This window comes from Streptococcus sp. 1F3, from assembly GCF_054968985.1.
On record NZ_JBUEQR010000030.1, the window covers coordinates 26,712 to 41,065 of the forward strand.

Annotated in this window: 11 protein-coding genes and 1 pseudogene; 6 read left to right on the plus strand and 6 right to left on the minus strand. The window is 42.3% G+C overall.

What is annotated here, in order from left to right; genetic code table 11:
- Positions 1 to 4 precede the first annotated feature (4 nt).
- Positions 5 to 316: a PadR family transcriptional regulator gene (locus ACVPON_RS02350; protein WP_462875801.1), complete on the minus strand. Its 312-nt coding sequence runs from the start codon at positions 314 to 316 to the stop codon at positions 5 to 7.
- A gap of 153 nt (positions 317 to 469) precedes the next feature.
- Here ACVPON_RS02350 and ACVPON_RS02355 point away from each other — a divergent pair, with 153 nt between their 5' ends.
- Complete coding sequence (locus ACVPON_RS02355) at positions 470 to 1,186, plus strand: YebC/PmpR family DNA-binding transcriptional regulator (RefSeq protein ID WP_462875802.1); 717 nt, start codon at positions 470 to 472, stop codon at positions 1,184 to 1,186.
- A 215-nt stretch (positions 1,187 to 1,401) separates the two neighbouring features.
- Entirely contained in the window at positions 1,402 to 2,238 is an 837-nt protein-coding gene (locus ACVPON_RS02360) for a hypothetical protein (RefSeq protein ID WP_462875804.1), read from the plus strand.
- 281 nt (positions 2,239 to 2,519) lie between these two features.
- On the opposite strand, the gene mnmE is transcribed toward ACVPON_RS02360, so the two are convergent.
- From mnmE to metE, 3 genes are all read right to left on the minus strand, one after another.
- Entirely contained in the window at positions 2,520 to 3,893 is a 1,374-nt protein-coding gene (gene mnmE, locus ACVPON_RS02365; protein ID WP_462875806.1) for a tRNA uridine-5-carboxymethylaminomethyl(34) synthesis GTPase MnmE, read from the minus strand.
- Positions 3,894 to 3,998: 105 nt separating this feature from the next.
- Complete coding sequence (gene metF, locus ACVPON_RS02370; RefSeq protein WP_462875808.1) at positions 3,999 to 4,859, minus strand: methylenetetrahydrofolate reductase [NAD(P)H]; 861 nt, start codon at positions 4,857 to 4,859, stop codon at positions 3,999 to 4,001.
- A gap of 55 nt (positions 4,860 to 4,914) precedes the next feature.
- The gene (gene metE, locus ACVPON_RS02375; protein WP_462875810.1) at positions 4,915 to 7,170 is read right to left on the minus strand and encodes a 5-methyltetrahydropteroyltriglutamate--homocysteine S-methyltransferase; all 2,256 of its coding nucleotides are present in this window, start codon (positions 7,168 to 7,170) and stop codon (positions 4,915 to 4,917) included.
- A 405-nt stretch (positions 7,171 to 7,575) separates the two neighbouring features.
- Here metE and ACVPON_RS02380 point away from each other — a divergent pair, with 405 nt between their 5' ends.
- Positions 7,576 to 8,268 (plus strand): gamma-glutamyl-gamma-aminobutyrate hydrolase family protein, encoded by a 693-nt coding sequence (locus tag ACVPON_RS02380; protein WP_462875812.1) that lies wholly within the window; start codon positions 7,576 to 7,578, stop codon positions 8,266 to 8,268.
- A gap of 453 nt (positions 8,269 to 8,721) precedes the next feature.
- On the opposite strand, the gene ACVPON_RS02385 is transcribed toward ACVPON_RS02380, so the two are convergent.
- Positions 8,722 to 10,038 carry an FAD-containing oxidoreductase gene (locus ACVPON_RS02385; RefSeq protein WP_462875814.1) on the minus strand — a complete coding sequence of 439 codons (1,317 nt, stop codon included), beginning with the start codon at positions 10,036 to 10,038 and terminating at the stop codon, positions 8,722 to 8,724.
- 272 nt (positions 10,039 to 10,310) lie between these two features.
- Positions 10,311 to 10,562, minus strand: a pseudogene (locus ACVPON_RS02390) (helix-turn-helix transcriptional regulator); the annotation flags it as partial.
- A gap of 192 nt (positions 10,563 to 10,754) precedes the next feature.
- Here ACVPON_RS02390 and ACVPON_RS02395 point away from each other — a divergent pair.
- The 3 genes from ACVPON_RS02395 to ACVPON_RS02405 all read left to right on the plus strand — a co-directional run bounded on the left by ACVPON_RS02395 (position 10,755) and on the right by ACVPON_RS02405 (position 14,353).
- Positions 10,755 to 11,597 carry a MetQ/NlpA family ABC transporter substrate-binding protein gene (locus ACVPON_RS02395; protein ID WP_462875816.1) on the plus strand — a complete coding sequence of 281 codons (843 nt, stop codon included), beginning with the start codon at positions 10,755 to 10,757 and terminating at the stop codon, positions 11,595 to 11,597.
- Positions 11,598 to 11,928: 331 nt separating this feature from the next.
- The gene (locus ACVPON_RS02400) at positions 11,929 to 13,296 is read left to right on the plus strand and encodes a M20/M25/M40 family metallo-hydrolase (protein ID WP_462875819.1); all 1,368 of its coding nucleotides are present in this window, start codon (positions 11,929 to 11,931) and stop codon (positions 13,294 to 13,296) included.
- Positions 13,289 to 14,353 carry a methionine ABC transporter ATP-binding protein gene (locus tag ACVPON_RS02405; protein WP_462875821.1) on the plus strand — a complete coding sequence of 355 codons (1,065 nt, stop codon included), beginning with the start codon at positions 13,289 to 13,291 and terminating at the stop codon, positions 14,351 to 14,353. Before ACVPON_RS02400 ends, ACVPON_RS02405 begins: the two co-directional genes overlap by 8 nt.
- Position 14,354 lies beyond the last annotated feature (1 nt).

A 14,354-nucleotide genomic window follows, 5' to 3' on the forward strand; every position in this document is an offset into this window, starting at 1 on the left:
CTCCTTAAAAACCAAAATGACTAGCAAGTGTGCTCAATTTCCGAATGCGTTCGGTTTCGAGAGCTAGGATTGTCTTTCCTGCCGGAGTAATATGGTACATTTTTCTGCGACTATCTGTACTCGGTACAGCGGTAATCCACCCTAACTTGAGGAGATTTTCAATGGCCCCATACATGGTACCAGCAGCGATTCGGACCTCACCCTCGCTCATGGTTTCCACTTCCTGCATAATGGCATAGCCATGATTTGTCTTGAGTAGGGCAAGTAGGATATAGTAGGTTGTCTCGGTTAGAGGTAAGTGTTTCGTTCGTTTCATCGTTTTCCTTTCTATATTGTTCAACTATATAGTTCTATTATATATCGTATAACTATATAAGTCAACTGTATAATCAAAAAATAACGCATATCTTCTCAAATAGGCAATCTTATGGTATAATAAAGCGATTGAAAAAAATGTAGGAGGTTCCTTATGGGACGTAAATGGGCCAATATTGTAGCTAAAAAAACAGCTAAGGATGGAGCGAACTCAAAGGTTTATGCCAAATTTGGTGTAGAAATCTATGCTGCAGCGAAAAAAGGTGATCCAGATCCAGAAACGAATACAGCCTTGAAGTTTGTAATTGATCGTGCTAAGCAAGCGCAAGTACCTAGACATATCATTGACAAAGCCATTGACAAGGCAAAAGGAAATACGGATGAAACCTTTGTAGAAGGTCGTTACGAGGGCTTTGGACCAAATGGTTCGATGCTGATTGTTGACACTCTTACTTCTAACGTCAACCGTACAGCTGCTAATGTACGAGCGGCTTTTGGTAAGAATGGTGGCAATATGGGAGCGAGCGGATCAGTTTCTTACTTGTTTGACAACAAAGGGGTCATCGTCTTTGCAGGTGATGATGCCGACAGCATCTTTGAGCAATTACTTGAAGCAGATGTAGATGTGGAAGATGTAGAAGCAGAGGAAGGGACAATTACTGTTTACACTGCTCCGACAGATTTGCATAAGGCCCTTGTAGCCTTGCGCGAGGCTGGGACCAGTGAGTTTCAAGTGACAGAATTAGAAATGATTCCTCAGTCAGAAGTGGTCTTGGAAGGGGACGACCTTGCAACCTTTGAGAAATTGTATGATGTCCTTGAAGATGATGAAGATGTTCAAAAAATCTACACGAATGTAGAAGGATTTTAATGGCATGCTCTACCTCTTGGGAAACGATGTTTTCTAAGGGGTATTTTATTGAGAGGGAAAAACTTTCTAGTTGGGCATCGTTTATGTGGGGGCATTAGAGGTCTTTAGACGAAAGCGAGTCACAAGATTTCAGGTATTTTCATTGCGATATACTGTTGTGTATATTTGGCACGGGTCTAAAAATTTGGTATAATGAAGCACAGGGAGGAATGTCAATGAGACAGAAGCAAGTTGTGGCGTTCTTAGCTCTGGTATTTAGTGTTCTTTGTCTCAGTTCCTGTGGAATTAGAAGAAGAGAAACGGTTAAAATAATAGGCAGTAGTCAAGAGGCTCAAGTAGCTGAAGAGACCGTGCGAAAAGATGCAGATACTCTGCTAAGAAGCATATTAACGAAAGATGATCAGGGATTTTCAAGTCTCTACGGAGAATCCTATAACTCTTGGACGCAAGAGGTGATTTTCCCTAGTCAGATTGAAGCAGCAATCAAGGATAATGGCTGGACACCTGAAAGTAAGTATACTTATCAATACGCCGAAGGCTTCGAGAAATTAAAGCCCTCAGAGCTTCTAAGGAGATTTTTTGAGACTAGGCGTGATAATTTGAAGGATATAAAAGAATACGAGCTGACAGCTGTCGAGGTAGTAGATGATAAAGCGACCGTCACCTTTCAATCACGTCAAATCAATAACACTGCAACTGCAAATGCCATCAATACGATTTATCTCGTCTTGGCAGATGATACGATTGATGTGTTTGTGGCTCTCAATAAGGCGAATGAAGCAGATAGTGAATTTAAGAAGCTCCATACCTTAGCTTCTGACTTTATATATTATGCTAATTTCAGTGATTTGCTAAAGGCTGATGTAGAGATTCCCAGCCGTTTGAATGAAACGCCTTTGACAGAAAAGACTTATGAAGTCAGTTTTGATTTAGAACGAGATAGTCAGGGGCATTGGTTGATTTCGGATAAGAATTATAAGAATCTTGTATCTGATTTGTTAAACTATAATGAGAAAAAAGGTCAACCAGCCACTTCAAAGACGATCCAATAGTTCCTCTAATACCCTTTTAAAATCAAAAGGCTACTTGGTCAACTTACCTTGGCGAACGCTCGTTCTACCTTCGGCTTCGATTATAAGGAAATTAGCGGTGCTAATCTCATTTCCAATCTTTCACCATTCTTAATTGTGAAAGCTAGTCTACTTTTGATGTTTATTGAGTATAAACAAACAGTAGTTCGTTTCCTGCTACAAATAAAGATGCCCCTGGGAGTATTTTCCCAGGGGTATTTTGGATCTTGTCTCAAATGAGAACAGCTATTTTGCTAGTCGTGTTATTTTCCGAGGCAAAATTGACTAAAGAGTTGGGTAATGAGCTCATCTGGTGCAGCATCGCCAGTGATTTCCCCAAGGATTTGCCAGCAGCGGGTCAAATCTACTTGAAGTAGGTCAACAGGCATGCCCATTTCAAGCCCCTCATTTACTGCTTGTAAGGCATGAAGAGCCTGTTCGATAAGGGAAATATGACGGGCATTAGAGAGGTAGGTAGCATCTTGCTCTGAGAGACCTGCCTGTTCAAAAAAGAGTTGATTGATTCGCTCTTCAATCTGGTCGATATTTTGATTGTGAAGTACTGAAATAGCAATGCTATCAGCTGGTAGCTGGTCTTGCTCGATTTGAAGGGGGAGGTCTGTTTTATTGAGTAGGATTATTCGATTGCTATCGCAACTAATCGCTAGTAATTGATGATCTTGTGGGGTTAATGGTTCGCTGGCATTTAGGACTAAAAGGACCAAATCAGCTTCTTCTAACGCTTTTTTAGAGCGTTCGACCCCGATTTTTTCTACCACATCATCTGTTTCACGAATCCCTGCGGTATCAATCAATTTAAGAGGTACGCCATTGATGTTGACATATTCTTCGATGATGTCGCGGGTCGTCCCCTCAATATCGGTGACGATGGCCTTTTCCTCACGTAGAAGGTTATTCAATAGGCTTGATTTCCCTACATTCGGGCGACCAATGATAGCAGTTGCAATCCCCTCGCGGAGGATTTTACCCCGGCGTGCGGTTTTGAGTAGGCGCTCTAATAAGTTTTGAAATTCCATGGTTTTTTCACGGACCAACTCGGTTGTCGCTTCTTCCACATCATCATACTCTGGGTAGTCAATATTGACTTCTACCTGAGCTAGAGTGTGAAGGATTTCCTGCCTAGTATTGTTAATGAGTGTAGAGAGTGATCCATCTAGCTGCTGGACGGCTTGGTGCATGGCTTTATCTGTTTTGGCTCGGATAATATCCATGACAGCCTCTGCTTGAGTGAGGTCAATACGGCCGTTTAAAAAGGCTCTTTTGGTAAATTCCCCGGGTTCCGCCATGCGGGCTCCTTGACGAATAACCAATTGGAGAATTTCATTGGTCACTGCAATTCCACCGTGGGTATTGATCTCAACGATATGTTCCCGCGTAAAAGTCTTAGGAGCTTTCATGACAGAGACCATGACCTCATCGACCACGATGTGACTAAGAGGATCTAGAATATGCCCATAGTGGATCGTATGACTGGCTACATCCGTAAGATGTTTTCCCTTAAAAATGCTAGTTGCAATATCGATAGCCTCGCTTCCAGATAGGCGGACAATACCGATAGCCCCCTCCCCAAGAGGAGTAGAAATGGCTGCAATCGTATCAAACTCTTTTGTAATCATATCTCTATTGTAACCTAAACTCCCCTCTCTATCAAGTCAGATATGAGAGCGTTTGACACCCCTCATATCTTGGGACAGTCCATGGGACTGTATGAAGAAGATACTCTAGACAGTAGAATGCTTGAAGAGCGAATAGGTAGCATGGTGGATATGGTTTGCGACCTGTGGATTGTTCATCGTATATAGGTGAATCCCTGCCACATCTTGTGTGACTAGGTCGACAATCTGGTCAATAGCATAGGCTAAACCTGCAGCTCGTAAGGATTCAGGGTCGTGTTCATACTTGTCCAAAATCGCTCGAAATTTACGTGGCAAACGGATATTTTCACAGGTATGGAGCAAGCGTAGAACCTGATTACGGTTGATGATTGGCATAATCCCTGCTAATATTGGAACGTTAATATCTGCTAGCTGGCATTTTTCTTGAAAATCGTAGAAGACATCATTGTCGAAAAAGAGTTGGGTGACAAGGCTTGAACAACCTGCGTCCACCTTTTTCTTGAGATATTTAATATCGGAAACCTGATTTGGCGAATCGGGATGCTTTTCTGGATAGCAGGCTCCGATAATATCAAAATGGGGAGCCTCATCTTTGATAAAGGAAATCAAGTCCGTGGCATACTGGAAATCGCTCTGCGGTGCTAGATTGGGAATCAGGTCTCCACGCAGGGCCAAAATGTTAGTGACCCCAATCTGGTCTAGGGCTGTTAGAATATTGGCGACCTGTGCCTTGGTTAGGTAAAGAGCAGGCAGGTGGGCAATAGAGGGGGTTCCCAGGTCGTTATGGATATAATCTGCTAGCCGAACAGTGGTTTCTTCGATGTTGAATTTGTTATTACTTGCGGTTACGCTGATAAAGTGTGGGGCTAAATCCTGCATATCTCGGAGAGCTGAGAGGATTTTTTCATTGCCTACGGTTGGATTTGGGGGGAATACTTCAAATGAAAGACGAGGAGTATGAACCATTGTTTCATCCTTTCTATGGGGTGGGAGAGGAGAAAACGAGGTCCTCTTCCCCTGTCTATTGGCTGATTTCTTGACGAGCAGCCTTAGCAGCGTCTACTAAGCGGATTAGACTTTCGCGGGTTTCCTTGATACCGCGTGTTTTGAGGCCACAGTCTGGATTGATCCAGACCTTACGGCTAGGAACTTTGGCGAGAATCGCTGCGATAGTCTGATCAATTTCTCCTTCAGCTGGCACGCGAGGTGAGTGGATATCATACACTCCAGGTCCGACCTGTGTTTGGAAGTTTTGAGCTTTTAATTCGTCCAGAATCACGAGATTGGAGCGACTGGCTTCAAAGGAGATAACATCTGCATCCATGCGATCAATCGCTGGAATAATATCGGTAAATTCGCTGTAGCACATATGGGTATGAATCTGTGTATCGGGCGCAACGGATGAGTGTACCAAGCGGAAGGCTGGAATCGCCCAGTCTAGATAGTCTTCATACCAGTCGCTTCTACGTAGTGGCAACTTCTCACGTAGAGCAGCCTCATCGATTTGTATAATCTTGATACCCGCAGCTTCTAGGTCAAGCACTTCTTCTTTGATAGCAAGGGCAATCTGTAGGGTGGATTCCTTGATTGAAATATCTTCACGAGGAAAGGACCAGTTGAGGATCGTAACAGGCCCAGTCAGCATACCTTTGACAGGTTTGGAGGTTTTACTTTGGGCATAGCTAGACCATTTAACCGTAATAGGCTGTAGGCGGGTGACATCTCCCCAAATGATTGGTGGTTTCACTCCCCGCATACCGTAGGATTGCACCCAACCATTCTTGCTAAAGAGGTAGCCAGATAGGTTTTGTCCGAAATATTCTACCATGTCATTGCGTTCAAATTCACCATGAACGAGAACATCAAAGCCGACCTCCTCTTGCCAGTGGATCCAATCATCAATCTGTTGAGCGAGAAATTCATCGTATGCTTGGGGACTTATCTCTCCCCTACGACAGGCAAGACGGTTTGCCCGAACGTCCTCTGTCTGAGGGAAGGAACCGATGCTTGTCGTTGGTAAGGCTGGTAGGTCGAGGCGCTCTGCCTGTATCTTTTCACGTTCTGCAAAGGCCGGTAGGCGGGTATAATCTGCTTCTGTCAAGCCTGCAATCCGAGTTGCCAATTCTGCATTTTTTCCAACCCTTTTTGTCCCAAACAAGTCCTTGTTACGAGCTAAAATATCAGTAGCATCTTCTGTCAAAATCGTATCCAAGTCACAGAGCTCTTCTAGTTTTTCTACAGCAAATGCGAAATGTTGCAAAATATCTGTTTCAAATTCTTCGTTTTTTGTTGTAAATGGTACGTGTAAGAGGGAGCAAGAGGTGCTTAGCACGATATGATTAGCAGGGACTTTTTTTAGAATTTCAAGGCTCTGTTCATAGTTATTTCGCCAGATATTTTTTCCATTGACAATGCCTGCATAGAGAACCTTGTCTGTAGGAAAACCTGTTGAGACGAGTTCGAGCGTCTTTTTCCCTTCAACAAAGTCAAGTCCCAGCCCATCAATGGGTAAGGCAATTAAGTCTGCATAGACATCACGGACGTCTCCAAAGTAAGTTTGCACAAGGATAGATAAGCCTTTTTTATCTGCTAATAGCTCATTGTAAATGGTTAGGAACAGTTTTTTTTCTTCAGCCGATAGATCCTTGACTAGGCTTGGCTCATCTAGCTGAATCGTCTCAGCATCTAGTTCTGCTAGTTTTTCAAAAATGGTTTGATAGGTTGCGACTACATTGTTTACAAAATCAGTAGGTGCTGTGCCGTCTTCATAGTCTGCTAGTTGTAGGAAGGTAAAGGGACCGATGAGAACAGGGCGAGTGTGTAAGCCCTGTGCCTTTGCTTCTGTAAATTCATCAAAAATCTTGGTGGAAGCCAGTCTGACTTGAGTGTCTCTTTCAAATTTTGGCACGATGTAATGGTAGTTTGTATTAAACCACTTTTTCATGGGGAGGGCTCGAATATCGCCTTTTTCTCCTTGGTAGCCACGGGCAAGGGCAAAGTAGCGCTCCAGTTCGGTCAGGTCTAAATCCCGTACTGCCTTTGGTACTACATTGAGCAAAAAGGCAGTATCTAGGACATTATCATAGTGTGAGAAGTCATTACTTGGAATTTCTGTAATTCCTGCCTTTTGGACCAGTTCCCAGTGCTTGCTACGAAGATTCTTTGCTGTCTCTAGTAGGTCTGCTTCACTAATTTCTCCTCTAAAGTATTTTTCTGTTGTAAATTTTAATTCACGAAATTCGCCTAGACGCGGGAATCCGATAATTGTTGTGACCATAAGTTTCCTCCAAAATATATTCTTGTCACTATCCTAGCAGAAAATGATTCATTTGTATAATTGAAAATGATTAGGGATTGATATAGTTTAAAGCTATATGTAACTTGCCAGAAAAATAATGAAATGGAAAAGATAGATATAGTTTTTTAGAATATCTACAGAAATTGTTCGAGATATGGGCTAGAAAAGGAAAGGGAATAGGGCAGAAGTTTGTTCTTTCTTGCGAACCGTCATGATAGGAGTGATAGGGAGGAAAAGGAATTTTATAAGGAGCTCTTGAGCAGTGAATAGTGGTTTTGAAGCTGATAAAAAATTTTAAAGAGCTGATAAAAGATCCATATTAGACATGAGGAAAGAGGCGTGCTATGATAGAAAATAAATGGATGCAAAAGCAAAGGAGGTGGCATGATGAAGAAAGTAATTGTAGGAATTACGGGAAATGAAAAGGAAATGCCACCCATGTCTGGCTTGACCTATGTTGCAGTAGCACGAGATTTGGCTGAGGGTGTGAAAGAGGCAGGTGGTCTACCGATTGTCATTCCCATTGGGACACCGGATTTGGCGAAGGATTATGTTGCTATGATGGATAAATTGCTTCTTTCAGGTGGTCAGAATGTCAGCCCGCATTTTTATGGGGAGGAGCTAGCAGTTGATAGTGATGACTATTTGCTGGCACGTGACCAGTTTGAATTAGCCTTGATTGATGAGGCATTGAAACAGGGCAAGCCGATTTTTGCAGTTTGTAGGGGGATGCAGCTGTTAAATGTCGCCTTGGGTGGTAGTTTGCAGCAGGAAGTAAGGAATCATTGGCAGGATACCATAAAGGGAACCTTTCACAGCTTACAAGTTAGTCCCAATAGTCGGGTGAGTCAGCTTTTTCATCAAGGTAGCCAGATCAATTCTTTTCATAGGCAAAGGATCAAGCAACTGGCACCTGATTTGCAGGTCACAGCTCGTGATCCACGTGACGGAACCATTGAAGCGGTAGAAGGCCGGGGAGCATTCTCCGTTTTAGGAGTGCAGTGGCATCCTGAATTTCTATGCAAGGATTGCGAAAGTAACCGGCAGTTGTTTGACTATATTGTTCATCGATTGTAAGTCTAAACCAGAAATCCATACGAAAAAAGCCCTTAAAAAAAATGAACTGCACCCCAAAAGTTAGACACAAAATCTAACGATTGGGGTGCTTTTTTATATAGGTTAAGGTAGTTCTAGCTTTTGACGGGAAGAAATGATACACTCATTTAGTTTAACTTTTATTACTTCAACGATTGCGGAAACTCCGTTTCCTTATTTCCAACCTTGCCCACTTCGCTCTCAAATTTCTAGGCTCAGGCTGAAACAGTCCGCCGAACTGTTTCATTCTTCCAGATGATTGGAACTCACTTTGCCCTACTCTACGATTGTTACTGACTATCGTCAGTATGATTTCCAACCTTCAACAGTCCTTAGACTGTTGAAGCAGCCTGCAGCTCCTTGCCTAGTACTAAAAGGAAACGAAACAACTATAAGCTGGGTATCTTCTTTTATGATAGGATCCATTGCAACTACTTATAAGTCAAAGACATCATTTAGGTTTTCAGCCAAGGTAGGATGAGTAAATAATTGGTCTTTGAAGTAGGTGTATGGAATATGGTTATCCATGGCGACAGTGATGATATTGATGATTTCTTGAGAACCCTCAGCAAAAATCGTCGCTCCGAGAATCTCTTTTGTCTCTGCATGAACGATTACTTTAAAAGCACCGCGCAAATGATTGTTAACGTGAGCTCGTGGCATGTTTGCTACAGGGATTTCTTTGACCTTGTAAGGGAGGTTTGCTTCTTTGGCTTGTGCTTCTGTCATTCCAATTTGAGACAGAGGGGGAGTAATAAATAGCGTACTTGGAATATTTTTTCGATTTTCTAGTGTGTAGTCCCCTGCTCCGGTTAAATAGTGATAGACGATACGTGAATCATCAAGCGAGACATAGGTAAACTGTGGGCCACCATTGACATCGCCGACGGCAAATACACCTGGGATACTTGTTTCACAATATTGATTGACTTGAATGGCTCCACGTTCTGACAATTGAATGGTCGTATTTTCTAATTGTAATGGTTCAACATTAGGGGTTCGACCGGTTGCATAGAGCAAGGCATCAAAAGAATAGGTTTCATCTTCGGTGACAACAAGAACTTTATTTTGGTCATTTTTTATTTCCGTTGCTCGAATATGTTGCAGAAGTGTGATACCGTCTTCTGTTAGATATTGTTTTGCCAAGTGAGCGATTGAAGGCTCTGCGCGTGGTAAGAAAACATCGACTGCGTCAAGGACAGTTACCTTACTGCCTAATTGGTTGTAAAGGCTTGCAAATTCTAAGCCGATATTCCCACCCCCTAAGATACCTAAGGTTTTTGGGAGTTCACTTAGCTGTTGAATTCCGGTTGAATCATATACATGATCGCTAGTGGTTAAGCCTGGAATGGGAATAATAGTGGAAGTTGCCCCTGTATTGATAATGATAATGTCTGCTGTAATTTCTTGCCGATTATCTCCTGCGACCATTTCAAGCACCTTATCTGAAATAAAATGTGCCTCAGCATCGAAAATATCAACCCCTTTGTCTTTTATAGTCGCATAATTTTTTTTATTTAAGCGGCTGACAACAGCTTCTTTTTGTGCAAACACTTGGTCAAAAGGAAGATTATTTTCGGCAGCTACCAATAGCGTTTTGGTTGGGATACAGCCGATGTTGATACAGGTTCCACCATACATAGCCTGACTGCGCTCGATAAGTGCAACTTTTTTTCCTAGACTAGCAAATTTGGCGGCGAGCGTCTTTCCTGCCTTACCAAAACCAATGACAACCATGTCGTAATGTAACATATAGATTCCTCCATCCTCTTATTACCTGCATTATATCACTTCTGATTGAAAAATACAGATTTTTGCTACGGAACGGATCGATGGTTGAAATGCTTCCTACTAGCCTAGTCGAGGGCTATCGGTTTTAGATATTTATGTTGGTTATATAGTATAAATGGGACCCACTATAAGAGATAGAGTGGCCTTTTATTCCACGAAAACCAATCAGAACCCGTCTGTTCAGAGCTGAAACGGTTTAGAATTGCTACATTTATCCCTTGCTTGTGCTTTGTTCATGAAGATCTGTGTTGCCTACGGTACTCACTAGGGCTAATATGGAAATAGTGCTTGAAGACAGAACTAAAGGTTAGGGGGTCTAGATAGCCAACAGAGTATGCAATTTCTGTGATCGTAAGATTCGGGTGGAGTAGGAGTTGGCAACTGCGTTCCATTTTGACCTGAAGAATATATCCTTTGATCGAGTAACCTGTTTCTTTCTTAAAAATCTTATAGAGATAGCTACGGCTGAGAGATAACTTTTCTGCGAAGTTAGGTTGCGAGCATGCAATGCGAACCAAAATGGGAAGAATCTTGAAAACAAGGGGTATAGTCTATAGCTATACATTCTACAAAAAGCAGATAAAGATTTTTTAAGAACTACATAAGATTTTTATATTGGTCAAATGCTTATCCCTATGATAAGCTATGTATAGTTCATTACAAAGGAGTTAAAGATTATGAAATTGAAAAAATTAGTCGGACTAGCAACGGTTGCAGTTGCTTCAGTTGTAGCTTTGGCAGCATGTGGATCAGGTTCAAACCAAGACAATGTTCTTCGGGTCGGTGTGATGAGTTTGAGCGATTCAGAAGAAGCACGCTGGGATAAGGTAAAAGAGCTTCTTGGTGATAAGGTGCAGTTAGAGTTTACTCAATTCACAGACTATTCACAACCCAACAAGGCACTTGCTGAGGGAGAAGTAGACATCAATGCTTTCCAACACTATAATTTCTTAGAAAACTGGAATAAGGAAAATGGGGAAGACTTGATGGCAGTCGCTGATACCTACATCGCTCCGATTCGCCTGTACTCTGGTACAGCCAATGGTAAAAATAAGTACAAGTCTGTCGATGAAATCCCTGATGGTTCTGAAATTGCGGTACCAAATGATCCGACAAATGAAAGTCGTGCCCTCTACCTTCTCCAATCAGCAGGTTTGATTAAATTGGATGTATCTGGTACAGAGTTGGCTACGATTGTTAACATCAAAGAGAATCCCAAGAAGTTAAAAGTAACAGAACTAGATGCTAGTCAGACAGCCAGCTCACTTCCATCTGTTGCAGCAGCAGTTGTCAATAATACCTTTGTACTTGAAGCAGGTTTGGATTATAAAAATGCCCTTTACAAGGAGCAAAAAGATGAAAATTCACACCAATGGTACAATTTGATTGCAGCTAAAAGCGATTGGGAAAAATCACCGAAAGCAGATGCGATTAAAGAATTGGTGAAGGCATTTCATACAGATGAAGTGAAAAAAGTCATTGAAGAATCTTCTGATGGCATGGATGAACCGGTTTGGTAAACAATACAAAATGCTGTGGTTTTCCATAGCATTTTATATTCCTACCATTAAGACGTGAGGACATGAAGAAAAGAATACTCAATAAAAAGAAAAATGGGGAATTGAAGGAGAGTAGTCCAGTAATCCATGCGATTCATCTTTTTTCTAGCATTTTTAGTCCGAACCGATACTCCATGAACATCAAATTGAGACGAAGCAAGGCAGATGCAGAGAGAACTTCATTATTTTGTTTTTGGGGATAAAATATAGCTGATGATGGTAACCATGGTATAATGAGAAATGAAATAGTACGAGGTGTTTGGAGAGCAAAATGGCTCCAGAAGGGGAAATAATGTCAAGACAAGCAGAACAAATTAGAAAATTTGAAGCGGATACGATTACGCAAGCCTATTTTGAAAAATTGAAGATATTGATTGCTAAAAAATCAATCTTTGCACAGCAGATTGGTCTTTTAGAAGTAGCGACTTATTTGAAAGATATCTTTGAGGAGGCGGGAGCCGAGGTCATTTTGGACGATAGCTATGCAGCACCCTTTGTTCTAGCAACCTTTACCAGTCCTGTGCCAGGTGCCAAGACCTTGATTTTCTATAATCACTATGATACGGTGCCAGCAGATCACGATCAAGTTTGGACAGACCAGCCTTTTGAAGTCAGCATACGAGACGGCTACATCTATGGCAGAGGAGTAGATGATGATAAGGGGCATATCATAGCCCGCCTGTCTGCGGTTCAAAAATATCTGGATAGGCACGATGTTCTTCCGGTCAATATCATCTTTATGATGGAAGGTGCTGAAGAATCGGCATCGGTTGACTTGGACAAATACTTGGAGAAATACCGGTCTCGCTTGCTAGGAGCTGACCTACTGGTTTGGGAGCAAGGAGCGAGAAATGTTTTGGGACAATTAGAAATTGCAGGAGGCAATAAGGGAATTGTCACCTTTGATATGGCAGTCAAGAGTGCAGCGTTGGATATCCATTCTTCCTATGGTGGAGTGATTGATTCGGCTAGCTGGTACCTCATGGCTGCCCTACAGTCGATGAGGGATCGGGACGGACGTATCTTGGTCGATGGGATTTATGAGCAGGTAGAAGAGCCGAATGAACGTGAACTAGCCCTAGTTGAAGAGTTTGCCTTAGCAACAAGCGCCTCGGTTACAGAGCTTTATGGGTTGACCTTGAAAACCCTAGTAACAGATAGAAAGAGGTTTCTAAAACGTCTCTTCTTTGAACCGTCCATAACCATTGAGGGCTTTTCTACAGGCTATCTAGGTCAAGGAGTAAAGACCATCATTCCTGCCCAAGCCAGTGCCAAAGTGGAAGTGCGTCTAGTACCGGGCTTGGAGCCACAAGATGTTTTGAATAAAATCCGCAAGCACCTGGTGAAGCATGGTTTTGAAAAAGTAGAAGTGACCTTTACCTTGGGGGAGATGAGTTATCGTAGCGACATGTCTAATCCGGCTATTCTCAATGTGATTGAGCTTGCAAAAGGTTTGACTCCAGAGGGAGTAGCGGTGCTACCGACTTCACCTGGTACAGGTCCCATGCACACGGTCTTTCATGCACTAGGTGTTCCAATTGCAGGATTTGGACTTGGAAATGCCAACAGTAGAGATCATGCAGGAGATGAAAATGTGAGCATTGCAGACTATTATAGTCATATCGAATTAGTAGAGGAGTTGATTAAAAGTTATGAGTAAGGAGATTATTAAGCTAGACCATATTGATGTCACCTTTCATCAGAAAAAACGGATGATTGAAGCGGTGAAAGATGTCACCATTCATATTAGGCAAGGGGATATTTATGGGATTGTTGGTTATTCAGGGGCTGGTAAATCAACCTTGGTTCGGGTGATTAACCTCTTGCAGGTCCCCACTGCGGGTCGTATTTGTATCAATGATGATGTGATTTTCGAGGATGGTTGGGTCACTCTGAATGCTGCTCAATTACGGAGTAAGCGCCGTGAGATTGGGATGATTTTTCAGCATTTTAACCTAATGGCGCAGATGACAGCGGCCGAAAATGTTGCCTTTGCCTTGAAACATTCTGGTTTGACCAAAGAAGAAAAGAAGGCTAAGGTGGCGAAGCTATTGGATTTGGTCGGTTTGGCAGATCGTGCGGAGAACTACCCAGCCCAGCTATCTGGTGGTCAGAAACAACGGGTAGCTATTGCGCGTGCACTTGCCAACGATCCGAAAATACTGATTTCAGATGAGTCAACTTCCGCCCTTGACCCTAAAACCACTAAACAAATTTTAGCTCTTTTGCAGGAACTCAATGAGAAATTAGGCTTGACCATTGTGATGATTACCCATGAGATGCAGATTGTCAAGGATATTTGTAACCGCGTAGCAGTTATGCAGGACGGACGATTGATTGAGGAAGGCTCTGTTTTGGAGATTTTCACTCATCCCAAAGAAGCTTTGACACAGGATTTTATCAAAACAGCAACAGGAATTGATGAAGCCTTGGTTAAAATTTATCAGCAAGATATTGTCAAACAGCTACCAGAAGACAGCCTCTTGGTTCAGTTTAAGTATGCGGGTTCAGCCACAGATACGGCTATTATCAATGACTTGTACAAGACCTATCAAGTATCGGCTAATATCTTGTATGGTAATATTGAGATTTTAGATCATACACCTGTTGGGGAGATGGTCTTAATTTTATCAGGTCACCAAGAACAACTACGTGAGGCTCTGACAGCTGTTACCACAGCCAATGTAGAAGTGACGATTTTGAAAGGAGATGACTAGG